The sequence below is a fragment of the Parabacteroides timonensis genome, assembly GCF_900128505.1.
In the GTDB taxonomy this organism is placed as follows: domain Bacteria; phylum Bacteroidota; class Bacteroidia; order Bacteroidales; family Tannerellaceae; genus Parabacteroides; species Parabacteroides timonensis.
Genome location: NZ_LT669941.1, coordinates 2,552,818 through 2,571,722 on the forward strand (window position 1 = coordinate 2,552,818; position 18,905 = coordinate 2,571,722).

Genomic DNA, 18,905 nt, shown 5'->3' on the forward strand with positions numbered 1-18,905 from the left:
TCATAAACACTCCTGTTTTTTTTATGTCAAAGACTTAAATACATTTGCATCGTAATCAATATTCAATCATTTCATTTAACAAGCAAAAACAAGAAAAAGATGAGAACTTTAATAAGAAACTTTTTTAGCGTATTACGCCGTTTCAAGATGGCGACTACACTTAATATATTAGGGTTATCAATAGCCTTTGCCGCTTTTATGATTATCCTGATGCAATTGAATTATGACTGGAGCTTTGACAAGTCTCACAAAAACGCCGATTGCATCTACCGTGTGGAGAGAACGTCGGGTGACGGGGCAACCGTTCTTACGAACCGTCCGCTGGCCGATATCTTTTTTCAATCATCTCCACATATTAAAGCAGGTGCATTGGTTTCTCACTGGCAAAAGGAAATCTATTTTACTATCGACAAGAATGGAGAGAAGGTCAGCTATCTGGAACCGATGGTCAGGGTTTATCCCGAATACACCGACGTATTCGAGTTTGAGATGGTTGAAGGAAAAGCCAATGCTTTGTCAGAACCGGAGCATGTGTTAATACCGCAAAGCATAGCGAAGAAATTGTTCGGAAACGAATCGGCTATAAACAAGCAATTGCGCGCTAACGACATCAATTACACGATTGGCGGCGTTTACAAAGATTTTCCTTCCAACACCGTGGTGGCGAACAATATTTATTTTCCTATTCCCAAAGATGAAAATGTACATGGATGGAATAATAACAACTATGAGTTATACATAAGAGTGGATGCCCCGGAAAATAGCAAGGATCTGATAGAAAACTTTAAAAAGAATTTCGACCTATCCATACTGGACAACGATAATGCATGGATCAGCTCCGTCGGATTACGATTAACCCCTCTCAGAGAGATTCACTTTACTACAGATACGACATACGATACCACGCCTAAGGCGAGCAAGAATACCCTGGCGGTTTTATTTGCCATAGCCATCATCATTATTGCTATTGCGGCAATCAATTTCACCAACTTCACTATGGCCTTAACACCCACCCGTATCAAAAGCATAAACACGCGGAAAGTATTAGGCGCCGAAGAAAACGCTCTACGCCTGTCGTTATTGACAGAGGCTATTTCCGTTAGTTTTATTGCTTATCTGTTGTCCTTAATCTGGGTATATATTTTGTCACTTACATCCATAACCACCTTGATGGATGCCGATTTATCATTGAATACTCACCTCCCCTTATTGGGAGTTACCGCGCTGATAGCCGTTGGTACAGGTCTCCTTGCAGGGGTATATCCATCGTTTTATGTGACCTCGTTCCCTCCTGCACTCGTGTTGAAAGGTAGCTTCGGATTGTCGCCTAAAGGAAGAAAGTTACGCAATGCACTTATCAGTGTACAGTTTATCACATCGTTTGCTTTGATTATCGCTGCTTTATTCATGTATCTGCAAAACCATTATATGATGAATACTCCGTTAGGATATGAAAAAGACGAATTAATCGTTATGAATCTGAATAATACGGTGCAGAAAAGCCGTGATGCTTTTACGAACCAATTAAAAACGTTCTCAGGCATAGAAGACGTAACGTATGCAGAAGTATTGTTATCCAGTTCCGACCAATACATGGGCTGGACACGTACATATAAAAATAAGAATATTGGATTTCAATGCCTGCCAGTCGATGTGTCTTTTCTTAAAGTAATGGGTATTGACGTTTCGGAAGGACGTAACTTCCGAGAAGAAGACAAGAACACGGTAAACGGTGTTTATATATTCAATGAAAAAGCCCGCGGACAATATGAGTTGGAGATTGGTGAAAAAGTGGAGAATGGAGAGATTGTAGGGTTTATTCCCGACATCAAGTTTGCTTCTTTCCGCTCTGAAATAGCACCGATGGCTTTTTATATCTGGGGTACAGAGAATTGGGGCATAACACCTCTATATGCTTATATTAAAGTAAAAAGCGGCGCAAACCTGAAGGAATCGATGGAACATATAAAAGAGACCGCTCAATCCTTCGATCCGGCTTATCCTTTTAATATCCGTTTCTTCAACGAGGTATTGAACCTGCTTTACGAGAAAGAACAAAAGACAACGGCTTTGATAACCCTCTTCAGCATGCTGGCAATCTTTATATCCATTGTCGGCGTATTCGGTCTGGTTGTTTTCGACAGTGAATATCGCCGTAAAGAGATAGGAGTAAGAAGAGTTTTAGGTTCCAGCGCATTGCAGATAATAATCATGTTCAACAAAACGTATCTGCATATCCTTTGCCTTTGCTTTATCCTGGCGGTTCCTATTGCTTATCATGTAGTTGTCCGCTGGCTGGATAACTTTGCCTACAAAACACCGATGTACTGGTGGGTATTTCTTATCGCGTTCGTTATAGTATCGGTGATTACAATCATGACCGTAACATTCCAGAATTACTGGGTGGCAAACGAAAATCCTGTGAAAAGCTTAAAGACAGACTAATACCGGGCTCTATTTACCTTTGATTATTTTATAAAAGAGAAAGCCTCTTGTTTTTCGAACCGTTGTTCGTCAGCAAGAGGCTTCCTTTATCAGATAAAGTATAAATTACTTCATAAATCCCTGGTTTTTCAATACTTTCAACAACACTTCCGAAAAATATTCATTATTCTTCTTTGTGTAACGAACATCAGTAAAGACCTGTGCCAGCGTTTCCTTGTTATTCTCTTTTACAAACTGTTTATTGACTTCAAGCGCTTCCTTTTCACCATACAGTTCATCGATCGATTCCGGAGTATAATCGACATAGCTCTCCTGATGAACCACTGCGGCCAAAGGCAACCGTTCTACCTGTTCCGGCAGCGGTTGAGCCGGATAACCGACTGTCACAGTAACAATAGGAACAACTAAACGCGGCAGCGACAACGCTTCGATAATTTTATCGGCATTATAAGCCGTCGTTCCCAGATAACAGATTCCCAGCCCCTTTTCTTCTGCTGCATCACAGAAAGCCTGGGCAAATAACATCGCATCGATGGTCGAAGCAATGAACGTTTGCAAATTATCAAAACCGGCCTCAGCCTTACGTTGTTCAGCCCATTTCACAAAACGGTTGGCATCAGCACAGAAAGTCAACACAACCGGAGCCGTCATGATCATCGGCTGATTAAAGTGAGCCGGAGACAGTTTCTCCTTATTCGCCCGGTCACGGGTAACAACGACACTGTACAACTGCATATTTCCTGTGTTGGATGCACGAGCAGCAACTTCAAGCAGTTCATTCAACAACTCCTCGGGGATATCCTGCTCTGTATATTTACGGATAGTCCTCCGGTTCTTCATTATATCTATCATATCTATTTTTTTATAACGTATCAATCAATAACAAAGTCCCAACAACCAGATCGGAAGCTTGTTGTTCTGGCTTTTCGGCTGACCGTAAATGGCTGCAAAGGTATTTTCAGCATCCCTGATCCGTTCGTAATCCATTAAAGGATCGCCCACCATAAACGTATATTTGTCATTTACAACAAAATCATTATTGTTAAGCAACCGGATGGATGCAAAATTCGATAACTGGTCGACAAAGAAAGTTTCACCCAGGATCACACGATCATTCATCTCTTCCTCCAGGGCTGTCAACAAATTAGTATTACCCAGATAAGTCTTCTGAATCCGATTTTGTACAAACCCTTCAGCTGACTGATAATGCCGTATGCATACTGCATCCTTCAGATAATCGAAATACTTTTTCACCACTGCATCATCCAACTTCAACTTAGCAGCAATTTCAGTTAAACGCGGAACATTAGGTACCTGGTCGGATATTGACATCATCATTTCTTTGATCGCCTTCAATTCCCCATATTCGGTTGGATAGACAGCCGGCAAATCTATTTCAATCGCATCCCTTATACGATCCTGTAAACGAAATGGATAAGCATCAGGATCATCCCAATAGAACGGATAACAACCATGCTCCAGGTAATTACGGAACACAGGTGCAACAACTATCTGGTCATTCACATTCCTTGACACCTCTGCATGGTTCTCCAATAAATCATCCAATGATATAGGAGCAAGATCCAGGAGACACTCATAAGATAAATATTCGCGGAACGACATTGTGTTTAGTGTATAACAGGAAACACCTTTCAACCCTTTCACAACTTTCGATATCGGAAGTAAAGATGAAGATGCGAACACGATATGCAACCCGGGACAGCGTTCCAGTAATTTTTTCATCTCATTGATCCAGTTCGGATAACGGTGCACGCCATCCATGAAAAGGTGAGTCCCCCCAGCCTTATAGAACTGACTGGCAACATTGATCATCTTTTCCCGTTGAAAAAGGATACTATCCAGATTTAGGTACAACGCTTTATCCGAATTATCGAAAGCTAACTTGATCCGTTGTAGCAATAATGTTGTCTTCCCTACTCCCTGTGATCCAAAAACTCCAATCAGACGATCATCCCACTGTATCTGCTTATAAAGATATCGCTGAAAATTGCATCTTATCCCCTTCAGTAATTGCTGATGGTTTAATTGGTATATGTCCATAAACTAAACTATTTGTTACAAATGTAATACATTATGTCAAAAAGGAAGACCGGATATAGTAAGAAAATGTTCTTTATAAAAAACATTTTTTTTAAACATAATGTTTTCAAGGACTCGTTGAATGGATATAATCATGTACATTTGCATGATAAAACCAATAAGAGAATGGACAAATCGAAAGTTTATTTTACGAATCTTCGTACGACTCCCTCCAGTAACCTGCTGGATAAGATGGAACGGCTTGTAAAACGTGCCGGCATTGCAAATATTGATTTTAAGAACCAGTTCGTAGCCATAAAAATTCATTTCGGGGAACCGGGCAACCTGGCTTACATTCGCCCTAATTATGCCGCTCGCATGGCAACCTTGCTCCGTTCATTAGGAGCAAAACCTTTCCTTACCGATTGTAACACATTGTATTCGGGTCGACGCGCCAATGCAGTGGATCATTTGGAAAGTGCTATGGAAAACGGTTTCAACCCTATTTCTGCCAAATGTGACGTAATCATAGCAGACGGACTGAAAGGAACAGAATGCCGTGAAATAGAAATAAACGGAGAATATTGCAAAGCTCCTAAGATCGGATCGGCTATTGCCGACGCTGATATTATTATCAGTATGAATCACTTCAAGGGACATGAACAGACTGGATTTGGAGGTGCACTGAAGAACCTGGGAATGGGATGTGCCAGTGTTGCCGGTAAGTTGGAACTGCACGGAGCCTCCCAACCACGTATCGATCTGGAAAAGTGTAAAGGTTGCAATATATGTGTAAAACATTGCCGCCACGAAGCTATCCGTCTGGATGAAAACAGGAAAGCAGTAATCGATTATGACAAATGTGTCGGTTGCGGACAATGTGTGGCTCTTTGCCAATATGACGGTGCCGTACTCGGTTCATGGGATACTTCGGTAAACTTAAATTGTAAAATAGCAGAATACACACAAGCCGTATTGCAGGATAAGCCTCATTTCCATATCAGTTTCATTATGAATGTATCTCCCGAATGTGACTGTTGGAATCATAATGATGCGGCTATCGTCCCAGACCTAGGTATTGCAGCTTCATTCGATCCGGTCGCACTCGACAAGGCTTGTGCCGATATAGTCATCAAAGCCCCGATCCTTGAAACAGGTAACCGTCTTTCAGAAACGCCTCATCATGATCATTTGGAGGGTTGTGACAAATTCCACATCATGCACCCGGAAACCAACTGGCAAGCCGGACTGGAACATGCTGAAAAAGTTGGAATCGGAACTCAGGAATATGAATTAATAACCGTATAAGGATATATAATTTTATGATCAATCAGGATACTATCTGTGCCGTATCGACAGCGCCCGGAGCCGGAGGAGTTGCTGTGATTCGTGTATCCGGCACTGACGCCATCAGAATTTGTGACACTATCTTCGTTCCTAAAATCGAAGGAAAGAATCTTCAGAGCCAGAAAGCTTACACCTTACGCTACGGTAGTATCCGTCGCGGGGAAGAGTTGATCGACGATGTACTTGTCGCCCTCTTCCGCGCCCCTCATTCGTTTACAGGAGAAGACACTGCCGAGATCACTTGCCACGGCTCGGTTTATATCCAGCAACAGATCCTTCAGTTACTGATTGAAAAGGGTTGTCGTTCCGCTCTTCCTGGCGAATATACACAACGTGCTTTCCTGAACGGGAAGATGGACCTGAGCCAGGCCGAGGCTGTAGCCGACCTGATTGCTTCCACATCTGCGGGAATGCACAAACTGGCTATTAATCAGATGCGTGGAGGCTTCAGTAATGAATTGACCAAACTACGCAGCCAACTACTCGATTTCACCTCTTTGATCGAACTGGAACTCGATTTCAGCGAAGAAGATGTCGAGTTTGCCGACCGTACCAATCTAAAGCAGCTGGCAACAAACATCGAACAGTTGATACACAAACTGGCCGATTCATTCAGTGTGGGTAACGCCATTAAAAACGGTATCCCTGTTGCCATCATCGGCGAGACGAACGCCGGTAAGTCCACTTTGCTCAACCTGTTGGTCGGTGAAGAACGCGCCATCGTTTCCGACATCCACGGAACCACCCGCGATGTGATAGAGGACACGATCAACCTATCAGGCATCACCTTCCGTTTTATCGACACGGCCGGTATCCGCGAAACCAACGACACCATCGAAAGCCTGGGTATCAAACGCACTTTCCAGAAACTCCGCCAGGCTTCTATCGTTCTTTGGGTGATCGACCTGACCAGTCCGTCTGAGCAGATCGAGGAATTAGCTCAAACAATCATTCCTCAGACAGAGGGTAAAAAAGTGATTCTGGTATTCAATAAATCCGACTTACTCTCACCGGAAGAACTAGCTATCAAGCAAAAGTTGCTTGGCAAAGTTCCTGCTGACCGGTTATATATTTCAGCCAAACAGCAAGCAAATACTGAAGCATTAAAACAGCATCTGATCCAGGCAGCTGCCTTACCCGAAGTATCCCAAAACGACGTAATCATCACCAACGTCCGCCATTACGAGGCCTTAACCAAAGCCCATGAAGCTATCGGCCGTGTAATTAATGGACTGGAAATGAATATCTCTGGAGATTTCCTGAGTCAGGATATCAGGGAATGCATGCATTATCTGGGAGAAATTACAGGGCAGATCAGTAATGATGAGATATTGGGGAATATTTTTGGGAAGTTTTGCATCGGCAAGTGATGCACCGTTTTTAACTGATACTATCTAGAATCAATTATAATGAAGTCGCTGATTTTCAGCGACTTTTTATTTTGCCTTACCTCTGGCTAAGTCCAGTCAGATGCAGTTTTTCACCATATTTTTCTACCGTATTTCTACCGCGAGACAAGTGGAGCAAAATCCGCGATGTCACACTGAGGCATTTGGCGACATGGGTGAACAATGGTTTACGTGGAGAGACAAAAAGGGAAATAAAATCTTTATGGTTTAACTTAAAATATGGAGAAAAAACAAGATGGAAGTAAAAAGAATTTGCCAATGGTGTGGTAAGCCTTTTATAGCGCAGAAAACCACGACCAATTATTGCAGTCCTCAATGTTCCAAACGAGGCTACAAACATCGCATGAAAGAGCGCAGAATGGAGCTCATTCAGAGTCAAGAATTGTTAGAGGTAAAAAAGATGCTGGAAAATCAAGAGTACTTTACTTTTTCTCAAGCAGCTAAATTGATGGGTGTTTCTCGTCAGTACATCTACAAATTAGTCAAAGAGGATAAGTTGAGAGCTTCAAGAATCAGTTCACGAATGTCTTTTATTCGAAGAGCAGATATAGAACTTTTGCTTAAATCTAAACCCTATGAACGTGTGATGTCAAAAGTCGAATTTGATATTGCTGAATATTACACTGCTGAAGAAATTGCTCAAAAGTACAAGGTCGCTCCTAAATGGGTATGGACATATACCCGAGAACATAAGATTCCCAAAGTAAAAATCCGTCAGTTTAACTATTATAGTAAAAAGCATATTGATGCTGCTTTTGCCAAATATCAAGTAGATAGTGATCTTACTGAATGGTATACTCCAGAAGAGATTGAAAAGAAATACGGAATGACACGTGTAGCCATCCGTTCACAGGTTTATCGCAACAATATCCCATCAAAGAAAGAGAACGGCAAGACTCTCTATTCCAAACTACACTTTGATCTGTCCAAGTCATCAGAGCAGGAAAGTGCTGCTGAATACTACACTGTACAGGAAGCAATGAAGAAATATAACCTAACCAGAGACTCGGTTTATGGAGTTCTACAGTTCCACGAAATCAAGCGAGAGAAGAAAGGACGCTTCATCAGATTCCTGAAAGTGGACTTTGACCACGTTATGGGAGCAAAGAAATAGACTTTCTGCAACCAACTGAAAGAATTTTGATAATTATTTCATGCTGACGGTCATCTGCATATCATCATTAATCTCCTTTGCACCAGTTAACACGAGTTACTAATCAAAAATCATAAAATTATGGACTGTAAAACAATTACATTAAGAACAAGAGTTCTAAAACATGGAATGTTGGGGTTTTATCTGGATTTCTACCCCGGCTATCGAGACAAAGAGACCATGAAGGTCTATCGCCACAAGAGTTTGGACATACAGATATATGCCAACCCAAAGAACCAGAGAGAAAGAGACTTCAATGTCAAGATGACAGAAAAGGCTGAAGCTATGAGATGTATTATATATGCATCTGTAGTCAATGAGAAATACGATTTCTTTGACAAAGACAGATTCAAGGGCGATTTCCTTGAGTATTACCGCAAACAGCTGCGTAAGCACGATCCGAAATGGGGATTCGTGTATACCCATTTCAATAATTACGTGAAGGGCAAATGCACTTTCGAAGATATTACCCTTGAACTGTGCAACGGATTCCGGGAGTATCTGCTTTCCGCAAAACAGCTCAAACGCAATGGCAGAATCTCAAAGAATTCGGCTTCCGGCTACTGGTCAACATTCAGAGGATTCCTTAAACTTTTATATAGAAACAAGATGATTAAAGAAAATGTAAACGACTTTCTCGACAAGATCGAGACCGAAGATGTACTTAAAGACTCACTTTCGGTAGATGAGCTAACTATTTTAGCAGAAACTCCTTGCGACATCCCTATTCTAAAAACCGCTTCCATCTTTTCCTGCCTTACAGGTTTGAGACGCAGCGACATTCTGGCTCTCAGATGGGAACATATTGTTGACTTCTCCGCAGGTGGTAAATGTGTACACATCATCACTCAAAAGACAAAGACAGAGGACATCATTCCTATCGGTCCGGAGGCTCTGGAGCTGATTGGTTATGAACCTAACAAAAGAGGTCCGGTATTCGCAGGATTGAAGGTCAGCTGGACACAGTTCCCTATGAAGAAGTGGATTCAGTCGGCAGGTATCACAAAGAACATAACCTTCCACTCCTATCGCAGAACATTCGCTACCCTTCAAGCTGCTGCCGGAACAGATCCGAACACCATCAGGAGTATGATGGCACACCGTTCACTTACCACTACTCAACGGTATGTCCACACTGTTGATGCGAACAAATTTATAGCCAGCAGAAAGATTAGTTTGAAGCGGGCTGAATAGTCTCAAAATCTCCTATTTTACCCCTCAGAGTATGATTTTTTCAAAGAAATCATATTCTGGAGGATTTTTTCATCCTATTTTGAACGATTATCTGCAACTTATTGCACTCAATTGGATTAGAGCATCTAATTTTGAACCGCAAGAAACTTCAAAATATGATTATATATGAATAATACCAGCTCTATCCAGACACAGAAAGTCAGCTTCGCACTTTCTCTTTTCGTAGTCCTTTTTACGATTGTTAGTACCTACCTTTTTATCCGCCATAGGATTAACGTGATGGCATACAGCACCCCTGTCATCTTAGTGATTGTAGTATCAATCCTTACGTGCGGAGTTCTAAAGCGATTCTTCAATAAGTTCCTGACGGAGAATCCAATCAATTTCTCTTTTGGCCAGCAAATTATCGGGCATTCTGAAAAGCCTGTTATAGAGGAGCAAAGCAAGGAGAAGCCAATCAACATCACCATCAATCTGGAGAACAGCACTCCCCTTGCGACAACGACTAAAACCAAAGCCAATCCTCTAGATAAGTATGAATCGCAAATAGAAAAGTTCGAGAAGCAGAATACTAAACGCCGCATTGAGATAATGAATGCCATTCGAGAATATGCAGCTCTTATAATGCCGAAACATCTACGCAAAGAGGATATTGCCATATTACTGGAAAACATCAATAATCTGGCTTGTGGCAAGATGGATCAATTCAAGACTATCCGTTCAAAAGATGATAATCCATTGAAATCTCCGGATCTCAGGCATTTTGCCTGGAACATCGGTGAACGCCTGGGCATTTCCCTGCATAATCGTGCTGTATTCATAAAAGAAACTTTCAAATACGAGCTTAGAGATGCCACTATTGAATATCTGGAAAGGAATCTTCGTGATGTAGTTTGCAGCCAAATTCCTATAGACGCACCCGAAAAAGGAGATTTCCGCTTCAAAAGCATTAGGAAATCAGCTGAATAACTAACCAACTATCCTTTTATATCTAGATGGCAATAATTATTCTCCGCTGACGGATTTCTGCATAATCACATTGTATTGGTTTGCAATGAATTAATCAAATTTTATTGTGAATGAAAAATGTAACTTTTAATGACTTGCCTGAATTGGTAAGCGAACTGAATGAGAAGATTTCCAGTCTGGAATCGAAGTTGGATGTGCATCTGGCCGCATCCGGTCAAAAGAAAGAGAACACGCACGTTCCAATGAGCAGAGAGAAAGCTTGTGCCTACCTGGGAGGCATCACAAAGTCCTCTTTCTATTACAAAGTAAAGATGGGTGGTTTGCCTGTCGTCAAACAAGGCAAGCGAATCCTTGTCTATCGTGATGAACTGGATAAATGGCTGGAATCCGGGAGAAAGGGCGATGTTCCTATGAGTATTGAAGAGGAACACGCAATTATGCGTGGTTCTGTCCGCCGCCGACCTGAACCCTTAAACATTTAGGCTATGAAAGGCGTAGAAATCATAGACTCCGACAAACTGCACAAGTACATAGAAGAATCATCCATCAGCCTCACAAAGGCCTATATTAAGGCTCCAGAGGTCTTAAAAGTCGAAGATAGTGTCGTTGGTACCCTCGGCAACTTCAGCGTCTCTATCGGCAAGGCAAAGAGCAAAAAGACATTCAATGTCTCTGCAATCGTGGCCGCCGCTATTGCGAATGACCAGGTATTGCATTATAAAGCCTGTTTTCCCGAAGACAAGCGCAAGGTTTTATACATAGACACAGAGCAAGGCCAGATTCATTGCCAAAAGGTTCTAAAGCGTATAGCTATGCTGCTGAACCTTCCCGACGGTATAGATCCTCCAAACCTGACGATGTTGGCTCTGCGTAAGTATGTACCACAGGAGCGTATCAAGATTATTGAATCGTGTATAGAATGCACACCCGGATTGGGGTTGGTAATCATTGATGGAGTCCGAGACTTGCTTTATGACATCAACAACGCCATTGAAGCGACTGAGGTCTCTTCCCTACTGATGAGATGGACGTTTGACAAGAAAATCCATATTCATACCATTCTCCATCAGAACAAGGGCGATGACAACGCACGCGGACACATCGGGACCGAACTCAACAACAAGGCTGAGTCCATCATCCAGATTTCGGTAAACACTGATGACAAATCAATCAGCATTGTGGAATCGCTGCACAGCCGAGACATAGATTTCAAACCATTTGCCTTCCGAATCAATGAAGATGCACTTCCTGAACTGGTGGAAGATTTTGAGATACGGAAGAAGAAGGTCGGACGTCCGGCAAAAAAAGTGTTTGACCCGTACTCTGATATTCAGGAATCAGTACACCGCAATGCCCTCTCTATCGCATTTGAGAACGGATGCTTTGAAAACTATAAGGATTTGACCAATGGGATTACTAAAGGCTACCTGTCTCAAGGCGAAAAGATGAATTACAAGAAGGCTGTTAAAATCGTCAGGTTTTTACGAGACAAACAGATGATCATTCTTGAAGACGAAGGCTATCGCTATAACCCGAACTTCCAATATTGAAATTAAGTGAAGTATATTCCCGGTGCGTATATATGGGAATAAAGTTAACCTCTGAATCAGGCTCTGATTTTACTTTGGAAATCTGGTAAATTTCACAGAACAAGACTGGCAATATTTTGAAAAAATTGCCAGTCTTAATTCATATATGGGCTTGCCCATTGTCCGACTTTTATAAGGAGGGGGAGCCTAATACCCCACCCCTACCATTCGGGGTGTGAACGTGCCAATCTAACCTGCAAGCAGGATTGGACATCTTGTACACAAAGGGACTAAAATTCATGCTAAATTTCGCCTTGCTCCAACAGCCCTCTAACCTGTTTATCAAAATCGGAATCTATTATCTGAGTTCTATTAAAAATATCATACTCCTGCTCAGCCTTGGTTTTAGCTTGAACAGCTGAGATACGTCCTTTGTCCGGCAAGATCTGATAATCCATAAACGTCAGGAACTTATTCACGCTCTCTGCAAATTGCTCCATATTAAAAGTATTTTGACGCTCTATGAGATTCTCTATATAATCGAAGTAGGCAGACACTGTACGCTCCAACCTCTTTATATCCTTTTCCTGAAGGTAGTTTTTTGCAATCGTTACATCCGATTTCAATATGCGTCCATCAGGAGAGTTCTTCCAAGTTGTCAGCCCCATATGCTCCTTGGTATGATCAGCATTATGATATATAATTTCAGCCGCAGTCTGACCTGTAATCGCATAATGAAAGCGATTCTGGATCATTGCATAGAAATCGTGTGTTGTCGGAGAATTCTTGTCATAGTCAATGCTACACTCTGCATATATATCGGTAATCTGTTGCCATATCCTGCGCTCACTTGCACGAATGGAACGAACACGCTCAAGCAATTCACGAAAATAGTCAACTCCAAAAGCTGTCTTTCCCTGTTTTAAACGCTCATCATCAAGCACAAATCCCTTCTGTATAAACTCTTTTAGAACTTTAGTTGCCCAAATGCGAAAATGGGTTGCTTTAGCTGAATTTACACGATAGCCTACGGAGATAATGGCATCGAGATTATAGAATTGAGTATTATAAGTTTTACCATCTTCAGCAGTATGTGCAAATTTTGCACATACTGAATCTAGCTGTAATTCAGAGGCATCAAATATATTTTTTAGATGCTTAGAAACAACGGTTCTATCCACACCAAAAAGTTGAGCCATTGCCTTTTGGGTACACCAAAGAGTTTCATCCTTGATAATAACTTGAATCTTTCCGTCCTCATCAGGAAGGCTGTATAATAAGAATTGTATTTCTTGTGACATTATGGTAAAGCATAAATTAATAATCAAATATATTTTCTATCCTTTCATAATAATCATCCACTGATTCACACGAACAGTCATAAAATAAATCACTAAATTTATGTTCTCCGGGATTCATAAACAAACATAGTTTTCTAAGAATAGAGAATGTTGTCATATAAATTCGTATGTTTTCTGTTTTTGGGAAAGACTTGATTTTATCAATAACCGTATAAACATCTCTACTGCCAGATTCTGGTAAATTTGATAACACTAATATTCCATTCAAAATATTTTTGTTATTAGAAAACATCAAAATATCTCCTAATAAGCGTCTTGTGCTTTCAAGAGAATCATCACGATAATCAACTTCCACAAATGCTTCCTCACCTAACTTTGTCGATACATAAGCATCAAAGAGTAAAGCATTATTTCGATTTGTATTTGCTGCAAACTCAAAAATCTGAGATAAATATGAACTCACAACGGCTTTTAATTGGCGTTCTGTTAACTGACCAAATAAACTTGTATCAGAGTCATACTCTTCGCATCTCAAGTTCTGCATATGGCAAAAACTTATACATAATCCGCACGAAACGCATTTATCCGTTGATATAACTCTATTGGAGTTAATAACATCTATTGGTCCATTATCTCCAATTGCAGCGGTAGGACATATTGTTGTTTCGGACGGTAAATTATAAAAATCATTTTTTGTATTCGCAACATTAAGATAAGTGCATTTATGTAAAACACATTTTTCACATATGCTTGTATCTATAACCTGTACTTTCATAAAAACTAATCAATTAAAAATCCATAATTTTTGAATATATTCTCAAAGTCAACAGATTTTTGGCTTAAAATACTATTTGCTGCCATCTTAACGAGAGTACGCAAATCACATGTTAAAATTTTTACACCATATTTATCGTAAGACTGTTCGATTAAGTATCGAATTTCTGTATCATTGCTCGGATGATTGAATCCAATTACCAATGACGAATAATCTAAATCATCTTGTAAATTAGAATTATACGTAGTAATTTTATTTTCAATAGCTTGTCTTATTCCTTTAATATTATAGGCTGGTGTTTCAGTAAACGATTTAATTTCTATTGGCACAATATGTTCACCAAATTTGCAATATGCATCATATCTTCCGACTTCACCCTTACAATCTACACCTATAATCTTTAAAAGAGAATGGATAAGTGGATAAAAAACATCTTTATCAGCAGACTTGTATAGTTCACAAAAATAATCTGCAATACTATTTATATCTAAACCCTCTTCATCCGCTTTTTTGATTGACTGTATTATATGCTCCATATCCGTATCACAGTCAACAACAACCGAAAAATTATTATATAAAACAGATAATCTCAATTCTCGCAATTGCGTTTGACTATTAACAACGCTCATTCTATTTTGATCTGTATCAGGATGCTTTCGAATATATCCTCCCATAAACCATTCCGCACTTGTCTCTGGCAGCATTTGGTATGGAGAAAAAATAATGTCAGTATCATTCGGCAACGTCTCATCAATACCGCTACGATGAAGTAAAGCATTGAATGATGAAATACAGATTTCTTTTTGTACCAGTATATTGTTTTTCTTTCTAAAAGCTATTGCTGTAAGAAATTTACGAGTAGCAAAATTTGCTTTTACATTATCCACAAAACTTTTACCTTCATCAGTGCAAACGTAATAATTCTTACCATTTATTCGTTCTTGCTTATTTTTTATAACACCACATACACGTAGTATTTGATTAATACTCCTGGTTAAATTACTTATTTGCCTTAATGGTTCCCCTCTTTGTGTCTTTGGATAATGAGGATGCGTAGCTGTAAAAGAGCTACCATCCAATCTATTCCTCTTTGCATCTAAAACAAAATTATCGATATCTTTTATATCATATGTGGTAAGTAAAGGCATTTCATCAGATGCCAACTTATAATCAAGGTTAGCTAACGCATAACATATACCATAACCTAAATAACAATTAAAATCTAAACTACAATTATGCTCATATGACTCTGTAGCAGTTGTTATACACATGAACAGTTCTCTTAACAACTTGAAATTTGGACTTTCACTAAAAATTTGTTGAACAGCCAATTTACCCAGTCTTGTTATTGCATATGTCTCTGAACCATAATCCGCAGAAACTAACCCAAGAACTCTAAGGATTTGCATTCTGGCTTTAGCATTTTGTAAAGGAGAGTTTCTTGACTCATCACCTTCTGCGTGAATAATCTCAATAGCTTCTTCTCCAACTCTACTACCACTAGTAATAATCAGAGAGTTCACTCCTATTTCTGCTACGCTAGTTTTCGTGAAATATCCTTGAGAATCCGCATAACCATCTGAAATTGACATTTCATATAATAAGCGGATGTTGGATATAATACTACCTTGATTTTGCAATTTCAAATAATCAACTCCTTCCATTTGTCTATAAATTAGCTAACCGTTCTCGAGCAATTTCACACCATTTTTTTTCAATCTCAATACCAGTCCACTTAATATCATGTCCCAGTTTGTTAAGTTTTTCACAACATACTCCAAGAGTCCCAGAACCATGAAATGGATCTAAAATATGCCCTATATATCGCCCATTCTCCATAGGACAAAAAGCTTTTATAATTTCAGTAATCAATGCTTCTGGTTTTTGAGTTGGATGGAGAGTCCTTTCTTTTGCAAAAGCCTTTCCCGCTAGTGTTGGGAACTCCCACACATCCCCCCTCATGGCTCCTTTTTCAGAAGGAACCCATATTTTTTCAAGTCCATTTTTATTTTTATATTTTATTGGAGATTCTAATCGCTTGGTACTTTTATAAGGAACTCTCACTTCATCTACATTGTAAATCCATCTAGTATCATCCTTTGAAAACCATAAAAAAGGTTCGTAATGTGTAGAAGGTTCTTTCGTATTTCTTGAAAATCCATTTTCATAGTGCCATATATTCATGCGTCTATATTTAAGGCCAACCTTATACATATATACTTGAATATAACATATATAATCATGAATGCCAAACCAGACAATACTACCTTCATTTGTTAAAAGCTGACTTAATAAATCAATTCTTTTATACATTTCATCAAGAAAAACATCCAATGGCAGATTATCACTTTTATTTCCAAAATCCTTACCCACATTATAAGGTGGGTCAGTAAGGATTAAGTCATACTTAACATCTGCTTGTAATAATTGCTTTAAAACTTTATCACAATCTGAATGGATTATACCATAAATGTCTTTCATATTTATTTTTTTCTAAATATTAGGATATACTGATGATGAATATTCTCAACGTATGAGAATGGATAACCATAAGGATGAAGTGATTTATGGTTTTGTATTAGAATCTTTGTACCTTGTAAAATCAACTTTCCACCTCCTGGAATCATAGCTTTATTTAGGGCAGAAATCAAATCGGAATGAAAACTTACATAATCACCTTTATCTCTAAAATCAGATACAATTATTGCCATGTACTTATTCATCTTCAATATTCTAGCACATTGCAGCAAAATATTCTTACATAATAATTCTAAGAATTCGCTGTAATCTTCTATATTTCCTAAATCGTTATTATCATGTGAATACTGTGTATCAAGATTTTTTTCCACACGGTTCTTCTTCACTTTTTGATCTTGTTTATGAAGAATCCCCCAGTATGGAGGACTTGTAACAACAAAATCTACAGAATTCGCATCAAGCGTAGGTAGTACTACACAAGAATCATCATTTATGAAATGATGATGAGAACTAGAACCTTTTGCAACCTCTAATTCTAAACGCTTCACAGACAACTCGTGGTACTTTGTTGATAGCTCAATACTAATACATTTTCTCCCTAATATTTCACATGCTTTAGCAGTAGAGCCGACACCGCCAAATGGATCCAAAACAACCATTCCTCTCTTTGTAAAAAAACGCAATAACGATTGGATATCCTGAAAAGAAAAAGGAGCAGGATGTTGTATTTCGATTTTAGCATGAGGATGAGATGCACCTAATCCTTTTTGGTACATATAGCTTTTAGTCTCAGGAATCCACTCTTTACCTGTTAAATCATTTAATGTATTACGCTTATCAATTGTGCCATTCAACATATTATGATATTCCGGAGTTAACTTAAAAGAACTAATTTCATCTTCATTATATAATGCTTTATCTGAAATAATATACTTTTTTATCACACCACTCTCAACGCATTTTTCAAAAGTATGCCTTGAAAATTGTAAAAGTTTCATTGCCTTTGAAGCATTTATAAGTATTATATTCCCAAATATATCTGATTCCGACAGCAAATGCTTTTTCTCCGGCATTGATTTTTTATATTCTTTTATGTCTGTCATTTTATATTACTATTCAAAAGATCATGAATGTCAACTTCTAATAATTGTGCTATTCTAACTAAAGTTTTTAAATCAGGTTGACAAGTATTTGTGCACCATTTTGATACTGTACCTTGATCTTTACCTAATTGTTCAGCAAGCCATTTATTAGTCCGTTTTTTTTCTACTAATACAACTTTCAATCTATTTAAATCCTCGTTTTGCATATGCTAATACGTTTTCTTAATGCAAAGATAGTTGTTTTTATATTATACAACTCAATATTTTATGATATTTCTCTATTTATTGAATTATTTTCAATACTGCGTATCTAATTCCTGCCTATGAGTTTAATGTCTCCATTTAACGCATCCTTCAAAATTGCTTTTACAAAATCCTGTGCATCAATAGAAATGATTCGCTTATGATTCTGATTTTCATATTCAAATTTTATCTCATTGATTTTAATTAGCCCCCAACGAGATTTAACATATGCATTCTCATATTTGAAAACGATGTCAGAATCAGAATCTTCAGGAAGCATTTCTTCTATCTGATCTAATGAGGATATTGCATTTCCTTGGGTATCGATAATTGTCCTATCAAGAAGTTCTAACGGAATATGAGTCCTTATTACGCCAAGATGATTCTTTATTAATAGTCATCCAATCTAAAAACATCTTGTATTTCGAAACACTGAATCTGTCTGTTTCAGAATAATCTCTATCAACCAAAAATAAACAACGCCTAATAGAAGTATTGAAATTTAATTCTATCTCTCCAACTATTGCCTCACCAAGATTAGGGCATCTCAATTCTTTCAATGAAATTCCATACTCAGCTGCATATTCCTTTGCACCTTTCTGATACCCCACTTTAGTAACCATTATTCCAGCTACATTGGTCAAATCCGCCAACACTCCATAAAAATCCCGTACCTTCCCTATTGCAACTGTCTTGTTATAATTCTTGCATTCTATTGCAACCTTATGTTTGACACCGGCTATTTCGTACTCCCAATAAACATCGATCTGATGTTCTTGACCTGATTTGCCCATCAGTTTTACATTGTGTTGCACATTTGTGGCTTTCAAGACATCAGCATTGACTAACTCCTGATAAATTTCTTGAGTAAACTTTTCATATTCTATATTTGGATTCATTTCAAACAAATAAAAGTTAG

At 38.9% G+C, this 18,905-nt stretch carries 17 protein-coding genes; 8 read left to right on the top strand and 9 right to left on the bottom strand.

Annotated features, from left to right (window positions below; translation table 11 throughout):
* Positions 1–99: 99 nt before the first annotated feature.
* Positions 100–2,445, top strand: a complete 2,346-nt coding sequence (locus tag BQ7394_RS17825; protein WP_075558660.1) for an ABC transporter permease — start codon at positions 100–102, stop codon at positions 2,443–2,445.
* Positions 2,446–2,550: 105 nt separating this feature from the next.
* Here BQ7394_RS17825 and BQ7394_RS17830 read toward each other — a convergent pair whose 3' ends face one another.
* On the bottom strand, positions 2,551–3,297 hold the full coding sequence (locus BQ7394_RS17830) for a nitroreductase family protein (protein ID WP_075560103.1): 747 nt from the start codon (positions 3,295–3,297) through the stop codon (positions 2,551–2,553).
* 24 nt (positions 3,298–3,321) lie between these two features.
* On the bottom strand, positions 3,322–4,506 hold the full coding sequence (locus tag BQ7394_RS17835) for an AAA family ATPase (RefSeq protein ID WP_075558661.1): 1,185 nt from the start codon (positions 4,504–4,506) through the stop codon (positions 3,322–3,324).
* 165 nt (positions 4,507–4,671) lie between these two features.
* Between BQ7394_RS17835 and BQ7394_RS17840 the strand changes: the two genes are divergently transcribed.
* From BQ7394_RS17840 to BQ7394_RS17870, 7 genes are all read left to right on the top strand, one after another.
* The gene (locus BQ7394_RS17840) at positions 4,672–5,793 is read left to right on the top strand and encodes a DUF362 domain-containing protein (RefSeq protein ID WP_075560104.1); all 1,122 of its coding nucleotides are present in this window, start codon (positions 4,672–4,674) and stop codon (positions 5,791–5,793) included.
* 17 nt (positions 5,794–5,810) lie between these two features.
* Positions 5,811–7,202: a tRNA uridine-5-carboxymethylaminomethyl(34) synthesis GTPase MnmE gene (gene mnmE / locus BQ7394_RS17845; protein WP_210436549.1), complete on the top strand. Its 1,392-nt coding sequence runs from the start codon at positions 5,811–5,813 to the stop codon at positions 7,200–7,202.
* Between the two features lie 274 nt (positions 7,203–7,476).
* On the top strand, positions 7,477–8,355 hold the full coding sequence (locus BQ7394_RS17850) for a helix-turn-helix domain-containing protein (RefSeq protein ID WP_075558663.1): 879 nt from the start codon (positions 7,477–7,479) through the stop codon (positions 8,353–8,355).
* Positions 8,356–8,472: 117 nt separating this feature from the next.
* Entirely contained in the window at positions 8,473–9,588 is a 1,116-nt protein-coding gene (locus BQ7394_RS17855; protein ID WP_075558664.1) for a tyrosine-type recombinase/integrase, read from the top strand.
* Positions 9,589–9,753: 165 nt separating this feature from the next.
* Positions 9,754–10,557: a hypothetical protein gene (locus BQ7394_RS17860; protein ID WP_075558665.1), complete on the top strand. Its 804-nt coding sequence runs from the start codon at positions 9,754–9,756 to the stop codon at positions 10,555–10,557.
* Positions 10,558–10,667: 110 nt separating this feature from the next.
* Positions 10,668–11,039: a helix-turn-helix domain-containing protein gene (locus tag BQ7394_RS17865; RefSeq protein ID WP_075558666.1), complete on the top strand. Its 372-nt coding sequence runs from the start codon at positions 10,668–10,670 to the stop codon at positions 11,037–11,039.
* A gap of 3 nt (positions 11,040–11,042) precedes the next feature.
* Positions 11,043–12,107 (top strand): AAA family ATPase, encoded by a 1,065-nt coding sequence (locus BQ7394_RS17870; RefSeq protein ID WP_075558667.1) that lies wholly within the window; start codon positions 11,043–11,045, stop codon positions 12,105–12,107.
* 281 nt (positions 12,108–12,388) lie between these two features.
* Here BQ7394_RS17870 and BQ7394_RS17875 read toward each other — a convergent pair whose 3' ends face one another.
* The 7 genes from BQ7394_RS17875 to BQ7394_RS17905 form a co-directional block, all read right to left on the bottom strand.
* Complete coding sequence (locus tag BQ7394_RS17875; protein ID WP_075558668.1) at positions 12,389–13,387, bottom strand: virulence RhuM family protein; 999 nt, start codon at positions 13,385–13,387, stop codon at positions 12,389–12,391.
* Positions 13,388–13,403: 16 nt separating this feature from the next.
* On the bottom strand, positions 13,404–14,162 hold the full coding sequence (locus tag BQ7394_RS17880) for a 4Fe-4S dicluster domain-containing protein (RefSeq protein ID WP_075558669.1): 759 nt from the start codon (positions 14,160–14,162) through the stop codon (positions 13,404–13,406).
* A gap of 5 nt (positions 14,163–14,167) precedes the next feature.
* A complete protein-coding gene (locus BQ7394_RS17885) occupies positions 14,168–15,826 on the bottom strand; it encodes a hypothetical protein (RefSeq protein WP_075558670.1) in 1,659 nt (552 codons plus the stop codon).
* Between the two features lie 4 nt (positions 15,827–15,830).
* A complete protein-coding gene (locus BQ7394_RS17890) occupies positions 15,831–16,643 on the bottom strand; it encodes a DNA-methyltransferase (RefSeq protein WP_075558671.1) in 813 nt (270 codons plus the stop codon).
* A gap of 2 nt (positions 16,644–16,645) precedes the next feature.
* Entirely contained in the window at positions 16,646–17,743 is a 1,098-nt protein-coding gene (locus tag BQ7394_RS17895) for a DNA methyltransferase (protein ID WP_082212006.1), read from the bottom strand.
* Positions 17,740–17,949, bottom strand: coding sequence for a helix-turn-helix transcriptional regulator (locus BQ7394_RS17900; RefSeq protein ID WP_075558672.1), 210 nt, complete (start codon positions 17,947–17,949; stop codon positions 17,740–17,742). Before BQ7394_RS17900 ends, BQ7394_RS17895 begins: the two co-directional genes overlap by 4 nt.
* A gap of 375 nt (positions 17,950–18,324) precedes the next feature.
* Positions 18,325–18,885 carry a restriction endonuclease gene (locus BQ7394_RS17905; protein ID WP_235848770.1) on the bottom strand — a complete coding sequence of 187 codons (561 nt, stop codon included), beginning with the start codon at positions 18,883–18,885 and terminating at the stop codon, positions 18,325–18,327.
* Positions 18,886–18,905: the final 20 nt, after the last annotated feature.